Here is an 18,210-nt window from a genome sequence, read left to right on the forward strand (position 1 = left end):
TTTACAGAGTGCGCGACGTAAAGTCGCGCCTACCATGTCGCCCCCTTCCCCGTAAAAATTTTCACTTAACCCCTGTTACTAACTTCTATACAATTGTTGCGATATTCAAAAATAACTCTAACTAAAAAGAATCTTCATGCGCATTGTATTTATCTCACTTTTTCTACTGTTATCAGGCTGTGCCAGCCTTACCAACTCACCCACTGAAGTTACAGAGCCCCTAGTTCATACGCCTCCAGTAGAAGACAACGCACTCGCAGACCCAAGTGAGCCGGTGGCACCGGTATTCGTTGAAAATATCTTACCGAGTGAAGCTGAAGATGTTTGGCATCGTATTCGAATTCAATTGCAATTTGCGCCATCTAATCACGAACGTGTGCAAAACCGTGTTGATTGGTATTTAAAACACCCGAACTACATGGAAACTATTACAAAGCGCGCCGAGCCGTTTTTATACTACATTGTCAATGAGGTTGAGCGCAGAGGTCTACCAATTGAATTGGCTTTAATGCCCTTAATTGAGAGCGACTTTGATACCAGCGCTTATTCACACAAACATGCTTCTGGCCTTTGGCAACTGACGCCGCTTATCGCCAAGCATTATGGTGTAAAAATTGGCCCTTGGTATGACGGTCGCCAAGACGTGATTGATGCCACTAATGCCGCACTCGACTTTTTAACCTATTTGCACAAACGCTTCGATGGCAACTGGTATCATGCTATTGCCGCTTACAACACAGGTGAAGGCCGTGTTGCACGCGCCATTCGCAATAATAAGAAGCAGGGAAAATCGACCGACTTCTTCCATTTAAAGCTGCCTAGGCAAACCCGTCACTATGTACCTAAGCTTTTAGCTGCCGCACAACTGCTTCGTGAAGAGCAAATGGCCTTTCCAAAAATCGCCAACCAGCCAACCATAGATGTGATTGATATGCGTCATGGGGTAATTTTAGATGACAAAAAGAAATGGGCGCAGCTTGAAGTATTAAACCCTGGCTATACTCGTTTCCCAGCGTTATTAGACGGCCCTAAACACTTAGTTTTGAGAAAAGGCGAAAGTCAGAACTGGCAAGATTATGTCGCGAACTTACCCGAAATGCCAAGTGAACAATGGCAAAAATACACCATTCGCCGCGGTGACAGTTTAAGTGTTATCGCCCAGCGTCACTCTATTACGGTTTCGCAATTAAAAAGCTTTAATCAATTAAAATCGAGCCGTATTCGCGCAGGCGACACCTTAATGCTGCCAATTTTGGCAGATAAGCAAATAGAGTATAAAGTTAAGTCAGGTGACAGCCTATGGCGCATCGCCAGACACTTTGATGTTACGGTCAGTAAAATTAAGCAGTGGAATAGCTTATCGAAAGACGTTTTACGGATTGGCGATAAGTTAACGATTTTCTTAGCCGCGCCATAAATAGAAAAATAAAGATAACACATAGGGAAAAGGGTATTGGTAAGTTTTTATCTTAGAAGAAAGTTATGAGCTTAAAAAGGTTCTTTATATACACAAAAGCCATGTTGTCATAAACTAAATCAGCAAATAATTTCCCTGCCTAAAAATGAAAAGAATTGATGATATAACGCGTCTCGTTGCATTGCTTTGCAAACCCAATTTAAGCCCTAAATGCATAGATAGAGTAAATGAGCTAGCTCAATTGGTTTGCCATTCAGAGCTAAAAGTGGCCCTTAATAAGCACCGTGTGTGGCCTACAACCCATATAAATATAAAAAAACACTTTCCCAATTTATTTGCTACTGATTTTAAACTGCATTTTGAAAAAAAGTATTTAACAAATAAGAAAAATAGCCTTTTACAATTACAAGCATCATTCAAGATAAAGCATGCTTTTAAGCAACAAAACTTACCCGTTTTAGATCTTAAGGGGAATACTTTAGCACAAGATATATATCAAGATATTGCCCTAAGACACTCTAACGACTTAGATCTATATATTCCGCTAGATTATCTAGAACAAGCAAGCAACCTACTAAACACTCTTGGTTTCAAAAATAACGACTTTTCTGTTCTTAGCAAAGAACAAAAGTGCACTTATATAAATAAACACAAAGATATTAGCTACCTAAATAGCAATGGATTAGTTGTTGAGCTTCATTATCGTTTATTTTTACGCCCAACGGCGCTAGACAAGATATATCAACAAAAAATGCTAACAAAGGGTGATCTACCCAATAGCAATGAGATTGAGTTCATTTATTTGTGTTGGCATGGAGCTCAAAACTTTTACTTTAGAATGAAGTGGCTTTTAGACATTGCTTGCTATATAGAAAAGCACCAGAACAACATTGAGCAGTTTGCTGAAAATGTGTTATTGCAGGCTAAAAAGGTAGGCGCAACAAATTACGTATATTTAAGCTGGCACCTATGCCATTGCGTATTTGACACTACACTACCTAACTCAATTAAAACAAAAAGCAATAACATAAAAAGCGATCTACTCATCAATAATGCCCTTTTATTTATGAAAGAGTGTGAAGACCTATCAAACCCTAAGTTTAATTTTAAAATGCATACTTTAGAGTTCATGTTTCTAGCTAAAGGAATACGACAAAGAGCAAAGCTATTTAACTGTTTAGTACTTCAGCCAAACGTTGACGATCTATCTAAACTTCCTAAGCTTCCGGGCAAACTTAAGTTTACAAATATAATCATCCGCCCTTTTTTACTACTTTGGAGAAAATTTTTTATTTAGCTGGAGAAAATTTTTCACAAATAGAGGGGGCAATAAATGTATTCACAACGGTAAAGCCCTTGTGTTCCCCTCTACCAGTAATAATCCACGGTCCTACGATTGTCCAAGCATGAGCTTTAATTGGCTCTTTATTATCTTGAGTTAGTTTTACTCCTAAATGAAGTACATAAGGAATACCATAATAGCCAAATAATACTCTAGCCATAATAGCTTGTACCAAACACATAGATTCCCAAGGAGTATAACGGGACACCAATTTAACTAATATACCTATGCGCCAAGCTAATTGTTTTTCAGAGTCTAAAACCAAGGAAGAAAGCTGGACTTTATCATAATGCGCACCCAACAAGCTGCGATAAAATTTAAATGGAACAAATAGCAACATAGCCCTAATAAGCCCACTCAAAGGAAATAGCATAAGGAACCAACATATTTCTTTTGCAGGAAGGGTAAATAGCTTTGGTAGCTTTTTTATTAGAAGAATTAAACTCATATTAATTGATTACCCAAACCTATTTTTGATTACTAAATATATAATAAAGTGATAAATAAGTCTCTCTAATCGGAATAGTTTGACCTAACGAGTCAATTACAGTTTAATTGCTGTCTTTGAAATAATAAGAACCATCATTTGTTTGTTATGGAAAACAGTCAAACTAATTACTTTTATCAGGTTTTTGGCCTTATAATCTCCACCTCAATTGAGTGCCCTGAATTACTGTCAAGCCATACTGAATGTGCAGATGTCGAAATTAAAATTGGTAATGTACCAAAGCAACTCAATAAAATAAGTAAACAGGACCAAAACTATCAGTTAAATTCAGAGCAACTGCTGCTAAAAGTTGAAAATGTAGGTTCATATCTGATAGAAAAAGGCCAGAAGATCACCATTTCGCCGTCGGAGTTAGGTATATATGACGATACTCGACTGGTGCTCTTAGGCAGTGCACTGGGAATTATTCAACACCAAAGAGGCAGACTCACATTACACGCTAGTGCACTCACAAATGGTAAAGACACCATTCTTATATGTGGTAACTCCGGTGCCGGCAAATCAACAACCGCTAACATTTTGATTAAAAACGGTTTTAAATTGCTCAGCGATGACCTCGCCGTTATCGACTTTAAAAATGACCAACCTTGGCTCATGCCCGCTTACCCGCAAAGTAAGCTATGGCAAGACGCAACCGACAAACTCAGCATTGAAACCCAAGGCTTAAAACGTGTACTCAGTAATCTAGATAAATTTGCTTATCCCCTTCATCAGCACTTTTCTAATACTCCTACTAAAGTCATCCATGGTTTAATCTTAGGTAAAGCCGATATTACCGAACCTAAACTCGTAAAACTGCCAACCGTTAGTAAAATTGATTTAATGAAAAGGCATACTTACCGAAAGAGACTTCTGTCTAATACGCAAAAACAAACAAACATACAACAATGTGCAAAACTGGCCTCAACACTTAATATCGCCGCTTTGCATCGACCTCTGGAAAGCAACTCTTTAGAAAGTGTATTGGACCTTATTACCAACAAATTTATAAACAGGAACTAACTCGCCATGTCTGACAATAATATCACTCTAAATAGCACCGTATCACGTAAAGACGACGTACTCGACTGCAACGTAGACAACGAAACTGTTCTAATGTCAATGGACACTGGCAGCTATATCAGCACCAATAAACAAGCCGCTATTATCTGGGAGTTAATTGAACAACCTAAAAACATCACCGATATTGTCAAGGCACTGACTCTCAGTTTTGATGTAGATACTGAGCAATGTAAAAGCGATGTACTTAGCTTTATTGCTAATATGCAAAAAGAAAACCTTGTAACCATTTCTTAGAGCGAAAAAATATGACACAGCAGGTATGGTTACCTTATAATTTTTTTAAAGCAGGAGAGCACTTTTTTGTACACCTTGTTGATCCCAGTAAGATAAACCTTAGTTTTGGTTTTTTAAAAGATACAATAGAAGCACAGAAAGACCCCAAAGCATTTAAAATACTACCTTTTAAAAAATGGCTAGACACCCCTGCTGTAACGGATGAAAAGCTAAACCCTGTAGGACATATTTTTCATGTCTCTCGCTGTGGTTCAACACTATTAGCTCAAAACCTAAAGGCATCAGCACGCTTTATTGTGCTTGGAGAACCAAGCTTTATTGGTAAAATTTATCATCCAGATAATATCTTTCCTCTCCCTTATAAAGAGTTAGCATCTCAAGCAGCGAAAAAGTCGATTAATGACTGGAATGCATGGGCTCATTTACAAGAAAAGCAGCTCGTTGTTAAGCACAACAGTGTATGTGTAAAGCACCTAGCTCAAATGCAACACGATTTCTCAAATTCTCCTTTTGCCTTTTTAATTCGTGAACCTAGCGCTGTTTTAGAATCGTTGATGCGTAAACCGCCAACGTATATAGAAAATAAGTTATGGCCCGATACTTTCCTTGATATACCGAGTGATTGCAATCATACATTTGATGAAATTACTTACCATGCAGGAAAGTGTTATTACACGGCAATGCACGAAATAAGTGAAGGACTACAAAACCAACTTACTCTCTCTTTTATTTGCGACTATGTAAATTTAGCGAAGCAGTTTGCTGCACTTGCGGCCTTTTTATCATCCGGCAATGTCAAAATCCAAAATGAACACTGGAACAGCACTTGGTCATCTAAAAAAGGAGAATGGGCGAGTAAACAGTATAAAAAAGTAAGTGCCGCTAAAGTCTCGGAGTTTGCAACGCAAAACAGCCATTTATTGGCACCACTACAGCAGCAGTATGCACAACTAAACAAAAAGATTCTTCAGTACCAGCAGGGTGTAAGGTAATGAGTATAATCTTTGGCGTAGTTAGTAAAGGAGCTCAAGATATAGAAGATAATTGGTCTCAACTTATGTTACAAGCCTGCCAGACATGGCAAAAAGATGACCAAAAAACCACATTGTATGAAAACGTTCTACTTGGGTGCTTAAAACAATACAATACGCCACAAAGCCCACTAGTACGACAGCCATGTAATAATGCTCAGTATCACCTTGTGTTTGACGGCAGATTAGACAATCACCAAGAGCTTGCCAATAAACTAGACCTGATACTCACTGAGCAAACCACCGATGAAGCCCTATTACTAGCCGCTTTTGCACGTTACCAAACATAAATAGCAGAGCACCTGATTGGCGACTTTGCTATCGCTGTTTATGACGAGCACCAAAAGGCACTTTATCTTATACGAGACCATTTTGGCGTTCACCCATTGTTTGTCACTGAAAATAAAGGCTTTTTAGCTTTTTCATCTAATAAGGCTGCTCTTCTAGCCTTACCTTGGGTAGAGAAAAGTATTAATGAGCAGTGGCTTGCTGATAACATGACCCAAACTTTTATTGATCGTAGTGCTACTTTTTATCTCAACATAAAAAGCCATCTCGCGGCACATTGGCGATTAATATCAGCAGGTCAAGATAACATGCATCGCTACTGGGAGCTTGATCTTAGTTACTCGCTTCCAATAATGAGCGAAGAGGAATACATCAGCCAGTTTAATACTTTATTTCTCAAGCGGTAAAAGACAGGCTGCGCTGCTATGGCGAGCCAGCAAGTGAGCTTAGTGGTGGACTAGATTCAACTTCTATTTGTGCCATAGCTGCACAAGAATTACACAACACGAATATTCATGCATACTGCCACGCCATGTCTCAGCCTTCCTCTAAGGCAACCTCCCGTGAGCAAGACGAGTTTGCTTTGAGCCAGTTGCTTGCAAACAATTACCCTAATATTCAACTGCAAAAAGTAACCAGCGAGAACGTAGGGTTTCTGGACACCCTAGAGCAAACAGTTCGAAGTCATAGCGGACCTAATAACAGAGACTTTTCGACTATGGGCTCGCAAATACTCATAGATATGCAAAAACAAAATCAAAAAAGCCTGTTATCTGGCTTTGGTGGAGAGCAAGTCGTCACGGGGTTTTGGGTTGGTTGAAGAGCTAGTAAATAACAACCAATTTGTAACCCTATGGCAAGAATACTGCTATTTTACCAAGAGTAAAATAGGCAGAGTTAGAAGCTTTTTAAAGTTAATAGCTTACTATCAATTTAATTTTAAAAAGCCACAAGAAAAACACACTTCAAGAGCTGGAAACGGCTATTAGAAGTTAGTCCAATAAAAGACTGTTTCGCAGCTAATTTTGGTTACCCCAAACGCTTTATAAATCACCAGCTATTCCCCTCTAGAGGAAGTACAGCCCATCGCGCAAAAGAAACCATAGCTGCGACCAATGTAGTATTTCGCTTACAAGATACCGCAGAAGGCGCAGCCCATTTTGGCATTGATTATCGCTACCCTATGCTTGATACACGTCTGGTGCAGTTTTTTTTGGCACTTCCAACTCCACTCAAAATATCAAAAGGCGTTAGGCGTAGAATGATACGACTTGCTATGAAAGACATACTACCTTACGAAATACGTATTAGAGATAACAAAACAGTCCCTGCAATTCCTACCGTTACATATCGAATCAGCAAAAGCAGGGATGAAATTCTATCGCTCATAAAAGAAGTAGAAAAACACCCTGATATCTCTCGTTATTTTGATTTAGAGAAACTAACAAGCACCTTACAAAAAGGGGCCCATCAGCAACTGCAGCCAAGGTTTATTATCAAAGCCATTAGTTATTTTTTATGGCGAAAATATACTCAAGAAGAACAGGACTAATTTCTCAACCTAATTTTTATTTTCAACAATCACAATTAATATGCTTTAAGAAGCACATAATGAACCAAGACAAAGATCGCGCAACAGTACAATCAAACCAAGGTGCAAACAAACCAGAGTGGCAAGTACCTGCATTACAAAAGTTAGACATTGATCGTACTCTAGGCGGTATAGGTGCTGGGTCTGAAGATTCGAACACTCGTTCAAATAACGCTCTATGTTGACTTTGAGCATGTGAACTCGTTAGTCTAACTACAAATCTTCACCTTTGAATTAACAGCAATATAAAATGTATTACTACCATGTATTTGGGTTAACCATTTCTTCACCTATCGCCTGCCCCGAACTCATTGCCAGCAATCACCAAAAAGCAGATGTAGAGGTCGAACTAGGCTCGGTTCCAAAGCAATTAACCGATATCATAGCTTCAGACGAAATATGGCAACAAAATGCCGACCAATTAAGGTTAGAGATTGAAAACGTTGCAACTTTCTTAATCGAACAAGGCCGAAAGGTGACTATTTCTCCCAAAAGAAATGTTACTGATAATGACATACGGCTATTCTTATTAGGCAGCGCACTGGGAATTATTCAACACCAAAGAGGCAGACTCACATTACACGCTAGTGCACTCACAAATGGTAAAGACACCATTCTTATATGTGGTAACTCCGGTGCCGGCAAATCAACAACCGCTAACATTTTGATTAAAAACGGTTTTAAATTGCTCAGCGATGACCTCGCCGTTATCGACTTTAAAAATGACCAACCTTGGCTCATGCCCGCTTACCCGCAAAGTAAGCTATGGCAAGACGCAACCGACAAACTCAGCATTGAAACCCAAGGCTTAAAACGTGTACTCAGTAATCTAGATAAATTTGCTTATCCCCTTCATCAGCACTTTTCTAATACTCCTACTAAAGTCACCCATGTTTTAATCTTAGGTAAAGCCGATATTACCGAACCTAAACTCGTAAAACTGCCAACCGTTAGTAAAATTGATTTAATGAAAAGGCATACTTACCGAAAGAGACTTCTGTCTAATACGCAAAAACAAACAAACATACAACAATGTGCAAAACTGGCCTCAACACTTAATATCGCCGCTTTGCATCGACCTCTGGAAAGCAACTCTTTAGAAAGTGTATTGGACCTTATTACCAACAAATTTATAAACAGGAACTAACTCGCCATGTCTGACAATAATATCACTCTAAATAGCACCGTATCACGTAAAGACGACGTACTCGACTGCAACGTAGACAACGAAACTGTTCTAATGTCAATGGACACTGGCAGCTATATCAGCACCAATAAACAAGCCGCTATTATCTGGGAGTTAATTGAACAACCTAAAAACATCACCGATATTGTCAAGGCACTGACTCTCAGTTTTAATGTAGATACTGAGCAATGTCAAAGCGATGTACTTAGCTTTATTGCTAATATGCAAAAAGAAAACCTTGTAACCATCCAAAACTAACCTGGATCTTGCAACCATACAGTTGGTATTAAATATGGAAATCATTCGCGAACAAGAGTTTGAAAAACTAGCCAAGTTAAGCAATCCATTACTTTGTAACGCTTTCATTGACTCCCTTGATAAGAAACTCGCTTGTGAGAGACAAAAAAACAACGTTGACAATCTAGACAATATATTAATTAAAAAAGCTGACTTTCTAAGGCGTTCTGGTCAGTTAGGCAAAGCAAAATCAATCTATAGCCTATTAGACAAAAGCACTCAAAACCCCCAACAAGATGCGCAAGCTTTGCACATCGGTAGCATAGTGGACAAAGACGGTTACAATACAATGCCAGCATTTATATTGGACAACTTATTTTCAACAACCGACACCGCGGCCTTACTTAAGCATGTCGCTGACAAACAAACCAGTTTTAAATTAGCGGGCTATGGCTACAACTCTACAGAACATAATGAAAATGCTAGAAAAACACACTTTCTGGCAATTAATAGCGACTTTAAAGCCCTGTTTAATGATTTTATAAACAGCAATATTGACAAAATTCGTAACGCCCTCAACATACCTAGCTTTACTATTGAAAGTATAGAGATCAAGTTAACCAATCATATTGATGGTGGCTTCTTCCAAGTTCATTCCGATAACTCTGCTCTTTTTGGTGAACAAACAACACGAGTTATTTCTTGGATTTATTACTTCCACGAACAACCTAAGCAGTTTTCAGGTGGTGAGCTATACGCGTTTGATACTAATTTAGACAGCCGAGAATACAACCCCAATTCCTTTACAAAAATAACCCCGAATCACAATCGTTTTGTGGCATTCCCAAGCTGTTATTACCACTGTGTGGCACCGACCAATGTACCTAGCAAACAATTTATGCATGGTCGCATGGCCGTTGTGGGCCATATTCACTTTTCAGAGAGAACTTAATGACAGAACACACTAATTGGCTTGTTTATAAATTTACCAAAGCCGGAGAGCACTTCTTTGTACACTTGGTAGACCCTAGCAAATTAAACCTAGACTTTGGCTTTTTAAAAGACTCAATCAAAGCATTGCAAGATCCAAAAGCAATCAAAGTTTTACCCTTTACTAAATGGCTTGAATTACCAAGCTACTCAGTCGGAAAACTGCCGCCTGTAGGTAAGATATTTCACGTCGCTCGATGTGGCTCCACGCTCCTCTGTCAAAACTTAAAAGCAACGGGAAAATTTATAACCTTGGGTGAGCCAGAGTTTTTAGGTAGAATTTACAATCCTAGCAACATGTTTCCAGAGCCCTTTCAAACTCTGGCATCGTTGGCAGCCAAGAAAGCCGTGGCCGACTGGAATTTATGGGCGAACTCACTCAACAAACAGCTGATTATTAAATTTAATTCCGTCAGCATTATGCACCAAAGCCAAATAAGGTCAGATTTTCCTGATTCACCGGTCTTATGCCTAATACGCGAACCACTTGCCGTGTTAGAGTCATTGACACGCACTCCTCCTGATTATGTACAAAATCAGGCTTGGCTGGATTTATATAATACGGCCCTACCAGACTTAAATACCCAGCCTGCTGATGCCATGGCACATTACGCAGGAAAGCACTACTTTCATACATTAACTCAAATGGAACAACACAGTAGTGGTCATAGCAATACAAAAGTATATGACTATACCGAACTATCAAACAACTATGCTGAGATAGTCTCGTTTTTATCGACAAATCAAATCACAGCTGCAAATCAAGAATGGAACAATACTTGGTCATCAAAGGAAGGGGTGTGGAAGAGCAAACCCTACAAAGCTATCTGTAACAGCACCCTGAACAGCTTTGCCGAACAACATGATGAGCTGCTAAAGGCTCTACAAAGCAAATATGCACAATTGAAAACACTCCCTATTCAACACAAGGAAAGCTAATAACCATGAGCATTATCTGCGGAGTTATAAGTAAGACAAGTCAGCCTGTCGAATCTCAATGGCAGTTTGCCATGATTAAAGCCTGTGAACCTTGGCCAAGAGATGAATCTAGAAGTGTGTATTTAAATTCAGCTTTGATAACCTGCTTACAACAATTTAATACACCTCAATCTCCACTTGCTCAGCAACCCTATACTGATGAGCACTATTATTTAGTATTTGACGGCAGATTAGATAACCGTGCAGAGCTAGCGGGTAAGCTGGCAATCAACTTAAATGAGCAAACCACAGATGAAAACCTGCTATTAGCCGCATATAAAAAATATCAGAATGCAATGGGGTTACATCTTATCGGCGACTTTACGATTGTTATTTATGATCGGCAGTCACAGGCTCTATACTTAATTCGAGATCATTTTGGCGTTCGACCATTATTTATTGCTGAAAATGACCAATTCTTCGCTTTTTCGTCCAATAAGGCCGCTTTACTCGCCCTACCCTGGGTAGATAGTAGTATAAACAAGCAGTGGATAGCTGATAACTTAACCACTACAGAAATAAATTACCACGCAACCCCTTATAATGGGATCTCTTCATTTTCCCCTGCACATTGGCGATTTATATCACCAGAGCAAGACACGACTGAAAAGTACTGGCAGCTCGATATAAACCACCAATTACCCAACTGCAGCGAACAGGAATATATTGCACAATTTAACTTACTTTTTAATCAAGCTGTAGAAGACCGTCTTCGGTGTTATGGTGACATCTCTAGTGAACTCAGTGGCGGATTAGATTCAACTTCTATAGCAGCAACCGCAGTATCTAAGTTAAATGGTCAACCATTGCATGTATACAGCCACATGATGTCACCCGAGCTCAAAGGCAATACCCATCCATATAGCGATGAATCCGAGTTAAGCCAATTACTCATCGAGCAATACCCTAATATGCAATTGCATAAGGTGCATAGTAATGATGTAGGCATTATCGATACAGTGCGACATGCCAACATTTTTCATAGTGGTCCAGAAAGGCGAGATTTTAGTGCTATTGGCGATCAAATATTTGTTAACTTATATAATAGTAAAAGAAGAACTTTATTATCGGGTTTCGGAGGTGACCAATTAGTAACTGGTTATGGCCATGGCTGGGAGGAAGAGCTAGTTAAAGGTAATAACTTAAAACAACTATGGCACCAAACGAGGCAATTTACCGATCATAAAACACTGCAACTGAAAACTTTTTTAGCTGCTATTGCTATGTATAAATTCAAGAAAAAAAAGCCAGCTGAAAAAAAGACTCTAAAACACTGGCATCAGCATATAGAAAGAACAGGCATCAATGCCTCCTTTGCAGAGCAGTATGGCTACCCTCAGCGATTTATTAACCATCACTTTTGGCCGCTAAGAGGGTCTGTGAAACAAAGAGAGCATCAGGCTATTAATGCCGCTGATATACTCTACCGTTTAGAAGACAGTGCTACCGGCGCGGCCAGTTATGGTATTGAGTATAGATATCCCATGTTGGATATTCGCTTACTACAATTTTGCCTGGCCCTACCCACTCAGTTTAAAGTTGCGAACGGTGTTAAGCGCAGAATGATACGCCAAGCAATGCAAGGCGTTCTCCCCGATGAGATAAGGCAGCGACACGTTAAAACAGGCGGCGCAGTCCCCACTCTAAGGAACAGGGTTATTAAAGATAGACAAGCTATACTGGCCCTGATAGAGCAAGCTAAGCATAATAGCGCAATTAATGAATTTATAAATTTAGAGACGCTATATGACTATATATATAACTTAACACCTTCAAGTAAGACTCAATTTGGCCACCAAAATTTAATTAAATTAACGGCTTTAATTATATGGAAGCAATCATTAGAAAAAAAACAGGAACATGACAACAAATTGCTGTAAATCTATTCTACTAGGGTTATATTAACAACGGTTTCACAATAAACTATTTTTTAATGGAGAATATAATGAAGCAAGACAATGCACACTTAGAAACTGCGCCACAGCAAACAGTAAAAGCTCAGTGGCAAGCCCCAGAGATCAACACGTTAGACGTCGATATGACACTAGGTGGTACCTTTTTGAGCGTAGAAGGTGGTGACTCTAAGGGTGGCTCATAAACCTTAATAATCAAGGTTTAGAGCTTACAGTGATGTAAACATGCTTTACCCAATGCAGTGCTGCCTACCGGGCACTGCATTGTTATTTGTATTGCCGCAATATCGAAGTTTTCATTGGCTTCGAGTAACACCGCCCCCTGCTGCGTAATCGCGATATCCCAGGCTAAAAAAACATGACGGTTAAAATGTGCATGCGCTCGCATAGCTAAGTCCACCGAGTTATCTATATACGGCAAACACGTGCCAGCCACCTTTTTATTTAACCCAGGATAGTGTGACAAGCTACGAGACAAAGGTTTACGGCTATGCATATTACCCAGCTCACCCGTTAATAAATCGACTTGAACTAAATAGCCGTTATTACTGGTTTGCTGGCCAGGTTTTGGAATAAATAACACACCATGTAACGCCTCAACCTCATAGCGATTGCCTTGCTCTTGTAGCACCCAACCAGTAAATATCCTAAGAGTGACTAACTTGCTCGACGCAATAAAACTAAATGCACTGTGATTGAGTAACTGCTTTTGAATGATAAAGTTATCGCCATATAACACATTAATTGTCTCAGCGAGATCTGCTGTGTTTATCACAGTCCCAATATCATCACTCAATTGCCAACCTAGCCGATGACGCTTAATCAGCATAAACCCTCTGCCACCATTGCCGCTTTTTGGTTTAATAATAAACTGCTCGGGTAACACCTGCTCTTTGTTGATATCTAGGTTGGCTGGGTGAGCAAAACCATGTTGCAAACAAAACTGCCGAAATAACTGTTTATCACGAATACGCATATCAACCGCGTAGTTATTTAGTTTTGGAAATAACGCGCTGATTTGATGATCGAGCAGCCAGTGATCAACAGACTCCTGACGCTCAAACAAGCGATATCGAAAATACATACGTGGCGGAACAGATTTGAATATGGCAAGTAACCACACGTCTATCAATAGCTTACTTTTAGTGCTCGCTCCTTGTTCGAGCACCTGCTTAGCAAAAGCTCGGTAAGCGCTCAGCGTTTGCAAACTCGCTCTCAACGGCCAAATTAACAATAAAATCAGCTGGGCACTAAAAGCAAGGCCGAGAGATTTATTAGTAAAATAGCCCCAATTACAAAAGCGGTGCACACTGCTAAATGGTATTTTTTGATGGTTATGTATTTTTATTGGGCAATAATTATAGTAAACGGCGAGTTTGTGTTTAAGTTTTTTTATTCTTGAGCGAACTTTCAGCATGATAATTATCACAACCAAACTATCTAACCAATATAACGAGTCGACACTTTAATTGCTACTTTTATATTAATCATGGGGCTCTTTGGTTCAATAAAAAGCCCCATATAAAAACATTAGTTTCTAGGAGGGAAAATACCATCTAAGGCAATGCAAAAGTTTACAACTAACATAGGCTGTACATTATAATGCCCATCACCTGCACCCGCGGTATCTATAGCATCCACTGACATAAGACCTGTATTGAGCGGGCTGTCTTTATATGACTTAACTCCCTGTTCTCCCGGCAGCACCTCAATAAAGCCCGCATATTGAGCATCTGGGTTCTCATCGGTGCCTAGCGTGCCCGATACCTGTACGTCGTGATTGTGCGGAGGAATTTGCCCCTCCGTTAAGAAAACTTTAATAACCCCCTCTATATCACCGAGACGCCTATAGGATAACCCTGGTGCATGCCCTGGCTGCATCGGTGCCCGCGCTTCTAAATCTGGCACAGCAAAGGTCGTGCGCCCATCGCCACCATAAGTTGTGCCTATGATAGCAAACAGCGCGGTATTTTCAGCGATGGGGAGCAACTGCCCATCACAAAATGCCCAACCCCGCGGGGCATAATTAAAAGCAAACATTCTAACTTCCCCAATAAATGGCTCAGCCATGCTCTACTCCTTAGTTTCTTGGTGGATACGTCCCAAATACAGCAACGATAAAGTTAAGACAAAGTGATGGCATCAAATTGTAATGCGAAGCATTAGTTCCCGAGTTTGCAACCGCGCCAGACTGTAATTTTCTAATTTTTGATGGATCTGTATTATAAAATTTTTCTCCCGCGGTGTTTGCTAACACATTATCTGCGGGATCATTAGATGTTGCATTATTGCGACTCGCAACCATAGGGTGGCTGTGGGGCGGAATTTCATCAACTTTTAAAGTAACTGCTTCTACTCCAAATCTCTGCCCTATCTGCCGAGATGTCAAGCCAGGCCCTTGACCTTGGTGCATTGGCAGTCGCCCCCGTAAGTCGGGCAAACCAAACGTTGTGCGCCCGTCACCACCATACCTAGTGCCAAATAAACTAAATAATGCTTCATTATTAATTACTGGCAACAATTGACCATCACAAAGAGCCCAATGTCGTGGCGCAAAATTGCCCGCAAACATTCTAATTTCACCTAAAAAAGGGTCAGCCATGTTCTAATCCTTAGTTTCTTGATGGAAAAAGGCCTTGCAGCGCGATCGCAAAGCTAATAACCAAACTCGGTTGCATATTTTCATGCGCTTGCCCGCCGCCTGTTTTTGTAGTTGTGTCCGAATTCATATCTACTAAGTTATTCGGAGCGGTATATAACAGAGCATCACTCTTAGCGAGTAAGCGAGTTTCATTGCTACCAGCCGTCACTTTATCGGCTGCATCAGTACTGGCAATAAAACCATGTGTGTGCACAGGCAGCTCATTTTCCTGTATAACAACCTTTTCTACGCCTGTACGTATACCCGGTTTAGGATAAACATATCCTCTATGCACTGGGACGCGACCCCTAAAGTCAGGCAAAGCAAAATTTGTTCTACCATCACCGCCATAAATAGTGCCCAACAAGGCGTATAATATTTGGTTTTCATTGATAGGTAATGTTTGCCCATCACATAGCGCCCAATTTCTTGGTGCATAGTCAAAGCCAAACATTTTTATTTCACCAATATATGGTTCTGCCATCGTACTCTCCCTAGCGAGTCGCAATTTTGGATAAGACCTAACACATGAGTGGCTAGGCTATTACTGGCTAAAAATAAATGTAAAATTACAAATTTATTTGTTGAAAAAAATATACGCCAAGCTTTTTGTTAGTGCAAGCCACTTTACAAAAGTTAATGGATTTAACAAAATCAACCATAAATAACCCCCAATAAATTAGGATATTATGAACAAAAAATGGGACAAAAGCCTAAACCTAAGGCCATTTAAGGAGAGCGATTTAATATTTCTTAAACATCTTTACGCTACCATCAGAGAACCTGAAGTAGCACAGGCACAATTCACGCCACAACAAAAGCAGCTCTTTTTTACGCAACAATTTGAAGCGCAGCATAGCCATTATATGAAGAACTATTGCACCGATGACTTTAACATCATTGAAGTCGCGGGCCAGCCTATTGGTCGCTTATACTTAGATCATTGGCGCACAGAAACGCGCATTGTAGACATCGCATTGCTGCCCGAATTTCGCGCTAATGGAATTGGTGGGTTTTTATTAAAAAAGGTTATTACTGAGGCGCACAAAAACAATAAGCCGGTGTCAATCCATGTAGAAAAGTTCAACCCGGCTAGAAAGCTTTATGAAAAATTAGGTTTTAAATTTAAATCTGAATTTAATGAGGTGTACATACTTTTAGAGTGCAAGCCACAAATTAACCACGCTTGCGATTAATGATAATTTCATATTCCACGGGACTTTTTGGTGAAATAAATAAGTCCCGCTCTCCGAATGCAGAGTGGGCAACCTTGTAAGTTCCCTGTGATATATGAAAAGACTCTTCTCCTGTTAAGTACACAGAAAACGCTTCCCATTCATCGCCATTCATCGAACTTTCAACTACTTCTGAAACGGTAAGTGTAACCCCTGATCCGACACTATCCGTGATATCGACCGTTTGGCCTAACAATTCTGTTAATACTTTTGCGTTAAATTGTTCCATATTCACCCTGCCTTAATTAAATAATATAGCAACTCTCTAGCCCTTTGATACCTGTGTTGCTTGTGCAAACATCTTATCTATTGTGTCATCAACAATACAGTCTATTACTAGGTTCAAACGGCTTTGCTCCCCGGTGTTTTTAACCGAATGTGTTTGGTCTGCATTTATATACCACAGCTCACCTGAACGCATTGGCACTTCTTTCTCAGCCACCAGAAACTGCACTCCATCGCAACCGGATATAGCGAGATGTAAACGAATCTCTCCCATTTCTTTCGCTATATAAGCATCTGAGTGCGGATGGATAGTTGCGCCAGCTTTTAATTTCATCAGCCTTGCTGACTTTAGGGCCTGTCCAAAGCCATCCAGGAAGTGTTTGATTGTAGGTAGTTTATCGAGTACTGGTAAGTTTTCCCATGCTTGTTCGCCCTCAAGCGAAAACCCTTGTAAAATAACGTGACTATTAACATGCTCAGCTAAACACCTGAGGGGAAGCACCTCCCACCCTCCTTCGTAACCTCTTTTATTGACATGTTCAACCCACTCTTCACCGACTAAGTTTTCGATCTCAAGCCTTAAAGTTTCCATCTTAATACTTGTAGGAAGCTTTGCGGATAAAATTGTTTTTGACATAACCGCTAACACATTAACTATCTGGTACTGTATGGTTTATATTTTTTATTTTTATGTCAACAACTTGCTCAAAATTAATATTTTAATTTGACAAATTCGTATAATTGAAGCAATTTTAATCTGGCTAGATTTATAGCAAGACACATAACCTAAGAGGATTAACACATGGTAAAGCTCTCGAGAAGGAGTTTCATAATTGCATCTGCTGCTGCCTTGGCGAGTTCGTCATTACAAGCACAAACTGGTGTGACTAGTATTGGTGTCATTGATTCTTCTGAATTAGATTTAAACGATGTTCCAACAGCTTCACCCGATGGTAAAGTCACTATTAAATTAAGAGTAGAACCTTTTGCAAGTTCCCAATTTAGCAAGGTAAAATGGGAAATATCGCAAGATGAGCAGTTTAGTGGCATAGTGAACTCTGATGTTGTCACTCGACCTAATAAATCTGCGTATACGCTTGAAGTCAATTTACACAATGTACCGCCTGGTTCAGTGTTGTATTACCGTTTTTCGTATGAAAACTGTAATGTACATGCTCTTGCTGATATGACACAAGACGAACTGACAGACAATGTGTTGTCTTACGACGTATTCCCAACACAAGAAATTAAAACTAACTTAATGACTTATAGAAATAAGCACAGCAAACTGATACATGCATAAATTATTGCATCTTTTTTGCCAACACTGAT

Annotated in this window: 25 protein-coding genes; 18 read left to right on the forward strand and 7 right to left on the reverse strand. The window is 39.7% G+C overall.

Features of this window, described 5'->3' with window-relative positions; all coding sequences use genetic code 11:
* Window positions 1-136: 136 nt before the first annotated feature.
* Window positions 137-1,417, forward strand: coding sequence for a LysM peptidoglycan-binding domain-containing protein (locus ACH784_RS17365; RefSeq protein WP_404392331.1), 1,281 nt, complete (start codon window positions 137-139; stop codon window positions 1,415-1,417).
* Between the two features lie 145 nt (window positions 1,418-1,562).
* Window positions 1,563-2,714, forward strand: coding sequence for a nucleotidyltransferase family protein (locus tag ACH784_RS17370; RefSeq protein WP_404392333.1), 1,152 nt, complete (start codon window positions 1,563-1,565; stop codon window positions 2,712-2,714).
* Here ACH784_RS17370 and ACH784_RS17375 read toward each other — a convergent pair.
* Window positions 2,707-3,207, reverse strand: a complete 501-nt coding sequence (locus ACH784_RS17375; RefSeq protein WP_404392335.1) for a lasso peptide biosynthesis B2 protein — start codon at window positions 3,205-3,207, stop codon at window positions 2,707-2,709. The two genes, ACH784_RS17370 and ACH784_RS17375, sit on opposite strands and share 8 nt — an antisense overlap.
* Window positions 3,208-3,354: 147 nt before the next feature.
* Between ACH784_RS17375 and ACH784_RS17380 the strand changes: the two genes are divergently transcribed.
* The 14 genes from ACH784_RS17380 to ACH784_RS17445 all read left to right on the forward strand — a co-directional run bounded on the left by ACH784_RS17380 (window position 3,355) and on the right by ACH784_RS17445 (window position 12,962).
* Complete coding sequence (locus tag ACH784_RS17380; RefSeq protein WP_404392338.1) at window positions 3,355-4,269, forward strand: hypothetical protein; 915 nt, start codon at window positions 3,355-3,357, stop codon at window positions 4,267-4,269.
* 6 nt (window positions 4,270-4,275) lie between these two features.
* Window positions 4,276-4,563: a PqqD family protein gene (locus ACH784_RS17385; RefSeq protein WP_404392340.1), complete on the forward strand. Its 288-nt coding sequence runs from the start codon at window positions 4,276-4,278 to the stop codon at window positions 4,561-4,563.
* An 11-nt stretch (window positions 4,564-4,574) separates the two neighbouring features.
* Window positions 4,575-5,555 (forward strand): hypothetical protein, encoded by a 981-nt coding sequence (locus ACH784_RS17390; protein ID WP_404392342.1) that lies wholly within the window; start codon window positions 4,575-4,577, stop codon window positions 5,553-5,555.
* Entirely contained in the window at window positions 5,555-5,884 is a 330-nt protein-coding gene (locus ACH784_RS17395; RefSeq protein WP_404392344.1) for a hypothetical protein, read from the forward strand. Before ACH784_RS17390 ends, ACH784_RS17395 begins: the two co-directional genes overlap by 1 nt.
* Before the next feature lie 30 nt (window positions 5,885-5,914).
* Window positions 5,915-6,289, forward strand: a complete 375-nt coding sequence (locus ACH784_RS17400) for a hypothetical protein (protein WP_404395306.1) — start codon at window positions 5,915-5,917, stop codon at window positions 6,287-6,289.
* Window positions 6,290-6,297: 8 nt separating this feature from the next.
* Window positions 6,298-6,702 (forward strand): asparagine synthase-related protein, encoded by a 405-nt coding sequence (locus ACH784_RS17405; protein WP_404395307.1) that lies wholly within the window; start codon window positions 6,298-6,300, stop codon window positions 6,700-6,702.
* A gap of 363 nt (window positions 6,703-7,065) precedes the next feature.
* Window positions 7,066-7,434, forward strand: coding sequence for an asparagine synthase-related protein (locus ACH784_RS17410; protein WP_404392346.1), 369 nt, complete (start codon window positions 7,066-7,068; stop codon window positions 7,432-7,434).
* A 59-nt stretch (window positions 7,435-7,493) separates the two neighbouring features.
* Window positions 7,494-7,658, forward strand: coding sequence for a hypothetical protein (locus tag ACH784_RS17415; RefSeq protein WP_404392348.1), 165 nt, complete (start codon window positions 7,494-7,496; stop codon window positions 7,656-7,658).
* A gap of 65 nt (window positions 7,659-7,723) precedes the next feature.
* Window positions 7,724-8,620 (forward strand): hypothetical protein, encoded by an 897-nt coding sequence (locus tag ACH784_RS17420; RefSeq protein ID WP_404392350.1) that lies wholly within the window; start codon window positions 7,724-7,726, stop codon window positions 8,618-8,620.
* Window positions 8,621-8,626: 6 nt separating this feature from the next.
* Window positions 8,627-8,917 (forward strand): PqqD family protein, encoded by a 291-nt coding sequence (locus ACH784_RS17425; RefSeq protein WP_404392352.1) that lies wholly within the window; start codon window positions 8,627-8,629, stop codon window positions 8,915-8,917.
* Window positions 8,918-8,951: 34 nt separating this feature from the next.
* Complete coding sequence (locus ACH784_RS17430; protein WP_404392354.1) at window positions 8,952-9,848, forward strand: 2OG-Fe(II) oxygenase; 897 nt, start codon at window positions 8,952-8,954, stop codon at window positions 9,846-9,848.
* Window positions 9,848-10,825, forward strand: coding sequence for a hypothetical protein (locus tag ACH784_RS17435; RefSeq protein ID WP_404392356.1), 978 nt, complete (start codon window positions 9,848-9,850; stop codon window positions 10,823-10,825). Before ACH784_RS17430 ends, ACH784_RS17435 begins: the two co-directional genes overlap by 1 nt.
* A 5-nt stretch (window positions 10,826-10,830) precedes the next feature.
* Window positions 10,831-12,744: an asparagine synthetase B family protein gene (locus ACH784_RS17440; RefSeq protein ID WP_404392358.1), complete on the forward strand. Its 1,914-nt coding sequence runs from the start codon at window positions 10,831-10,833 to the stop codon at window positions 12,742-12,744.
* Between the two features lie 65 nt (window positions 12,745-12,809).
* On the forward strand, window positions 12,810-12,962 hold the full coding sequence (locus ACH784_RS17445; protein WP_404392360.1) for a hypothetical protein: 153 nt from the start codon (window positions 12,810-12,812) through the stop codon (window positions 12,960-12,962).
* 17 nt (window positions 12,963-12,979) lie between these two features.
* Here ACH784_RS17445 and ACH784_RS17450 read toward each other — a convergent pair whose 3' ends face one another.
* The 4 genes from ACH784_RS17450 to ACH784_RS17465 all read right to left on the reverse strand — a co-directional run bounded on the left by ACH784_RS17450 (window position 12,980) and on the right by ACH784_RS17465 (window position 15,902).
* On the reverse strand, window positions 12,980-13,984 hold the full coding sequence (locus tag ACH784_RS17450; RefSeq protein ID WP_404392362.1) for a sugar-transfer associated ATP-grasp domain-containing protein: 1,005 nt from the start codon (window positions 13,982-13,984) through the stop codon (window positions 12,980-12,982).
* A gap of 323 nt (window positions 13,985-14,307) precedes the next feature.
* Window positions 14,308-14,847, reverse strand: coding sequence for a phage tail protein (locus ACH784_RS17455; protein WP_404392364.1), 540 nt, complete (start codon window positions 14,845-14,847; stop codon window positions 14,308-14,310).
* A gap of 10 nt (window positions 14,848-14,857) precedes the next feature.
* Entirely contained in the window at window positions 14,858-15,379 is a 522-nt protein-coding gene (locus tag ACH784_RS17460) for a phage tail protein (protein WP_404392366.1), read from the reverse strand.
* Window positions 15,380-15,389: 10 nt separating this feature from the next.
* Entirely contained in the window at window positions 15,390-15,902 is a 513-nt protein-coding gene (locus ACH784_RS17465) for a phage tail protein (protein ID WP_404392368.1), read from the reverse strand.
* 205 nt (window positions 15,903-16,107) lie between these two features.
* Between ACH784_RS17465 and ACH784_RS17470 the strand changes: the two genes are divergently transcribed.
* The gene (locus tag ACH784_RS17470; RefSeq protein ID WP_404392370.1) at window positions 16,108-16,614 is read left to right on the forward strand and encodes a GNAT family N-acetyltransferase; all 507 of its coding nucleotides are present in this window, start codon (window positions 16,108-16,110) and stop codon (window positions 16,612-16,614) included.
* Here the strand turns inward: ACH784_RS17470 and ACH784_RS17475 are convergent.
* Window positions 16,595-16,882, reverse strand: coding sequence for a DUF6916 family protein (locus ACH784_RS17475; RefSeq protein WP_404392372.1), 288 nt, complete (start codon window positions 16,880-16,882; stop codon window positions 16,595-16,597). The genes ACH784_RS17470 and ACH784_RS17475 overlap by 20 nt on opposite strands.
* 36 nt (window positions 16,883-16,918) lie before the next feature.
* A complete protein-coding gene (locus tag ACH784_RS17480; RefSeq protein ID WP_404392374.1) occupies window positions 16,919-17,470 on the reverse strand; it encodes an aspartyl/asparaginyl beta-hydroxylase domain-containing protein in 552 nt (183 codons plus the stop codon).
* A gap of 210 nt (window positions 17,471-17,680) precedes the next feature.
* Between ACH784_RS17480 and ACH784_RS17485 the strand changes: the two genes are divergently transcribed.
* Window positions 17,681-18,181, forward strand: a complete 501-nt coding sequence (locus tag ACH784_RS17485; protein ID WP_404392376.1) for a PhoD-like phosphatase N-terminal domain-containing protein — start codon at window positions 17,681-17,683, stop codon at window positions 18,179-18,181.
* Window positions 18,182-18,210 lie beyond the last annotated feature (29 nt).

The organism is Pseudoalteromonas phenolica (assembly GCF_044788725.1).
Taxonomy (GTDB): Bacteria; Pseudomonadota; Gammaproteobacteria; order Enterobacterales; family Alteromonadaceae; genus Pseudoalteromonas; species Pseudoalteromonas phenolica_C.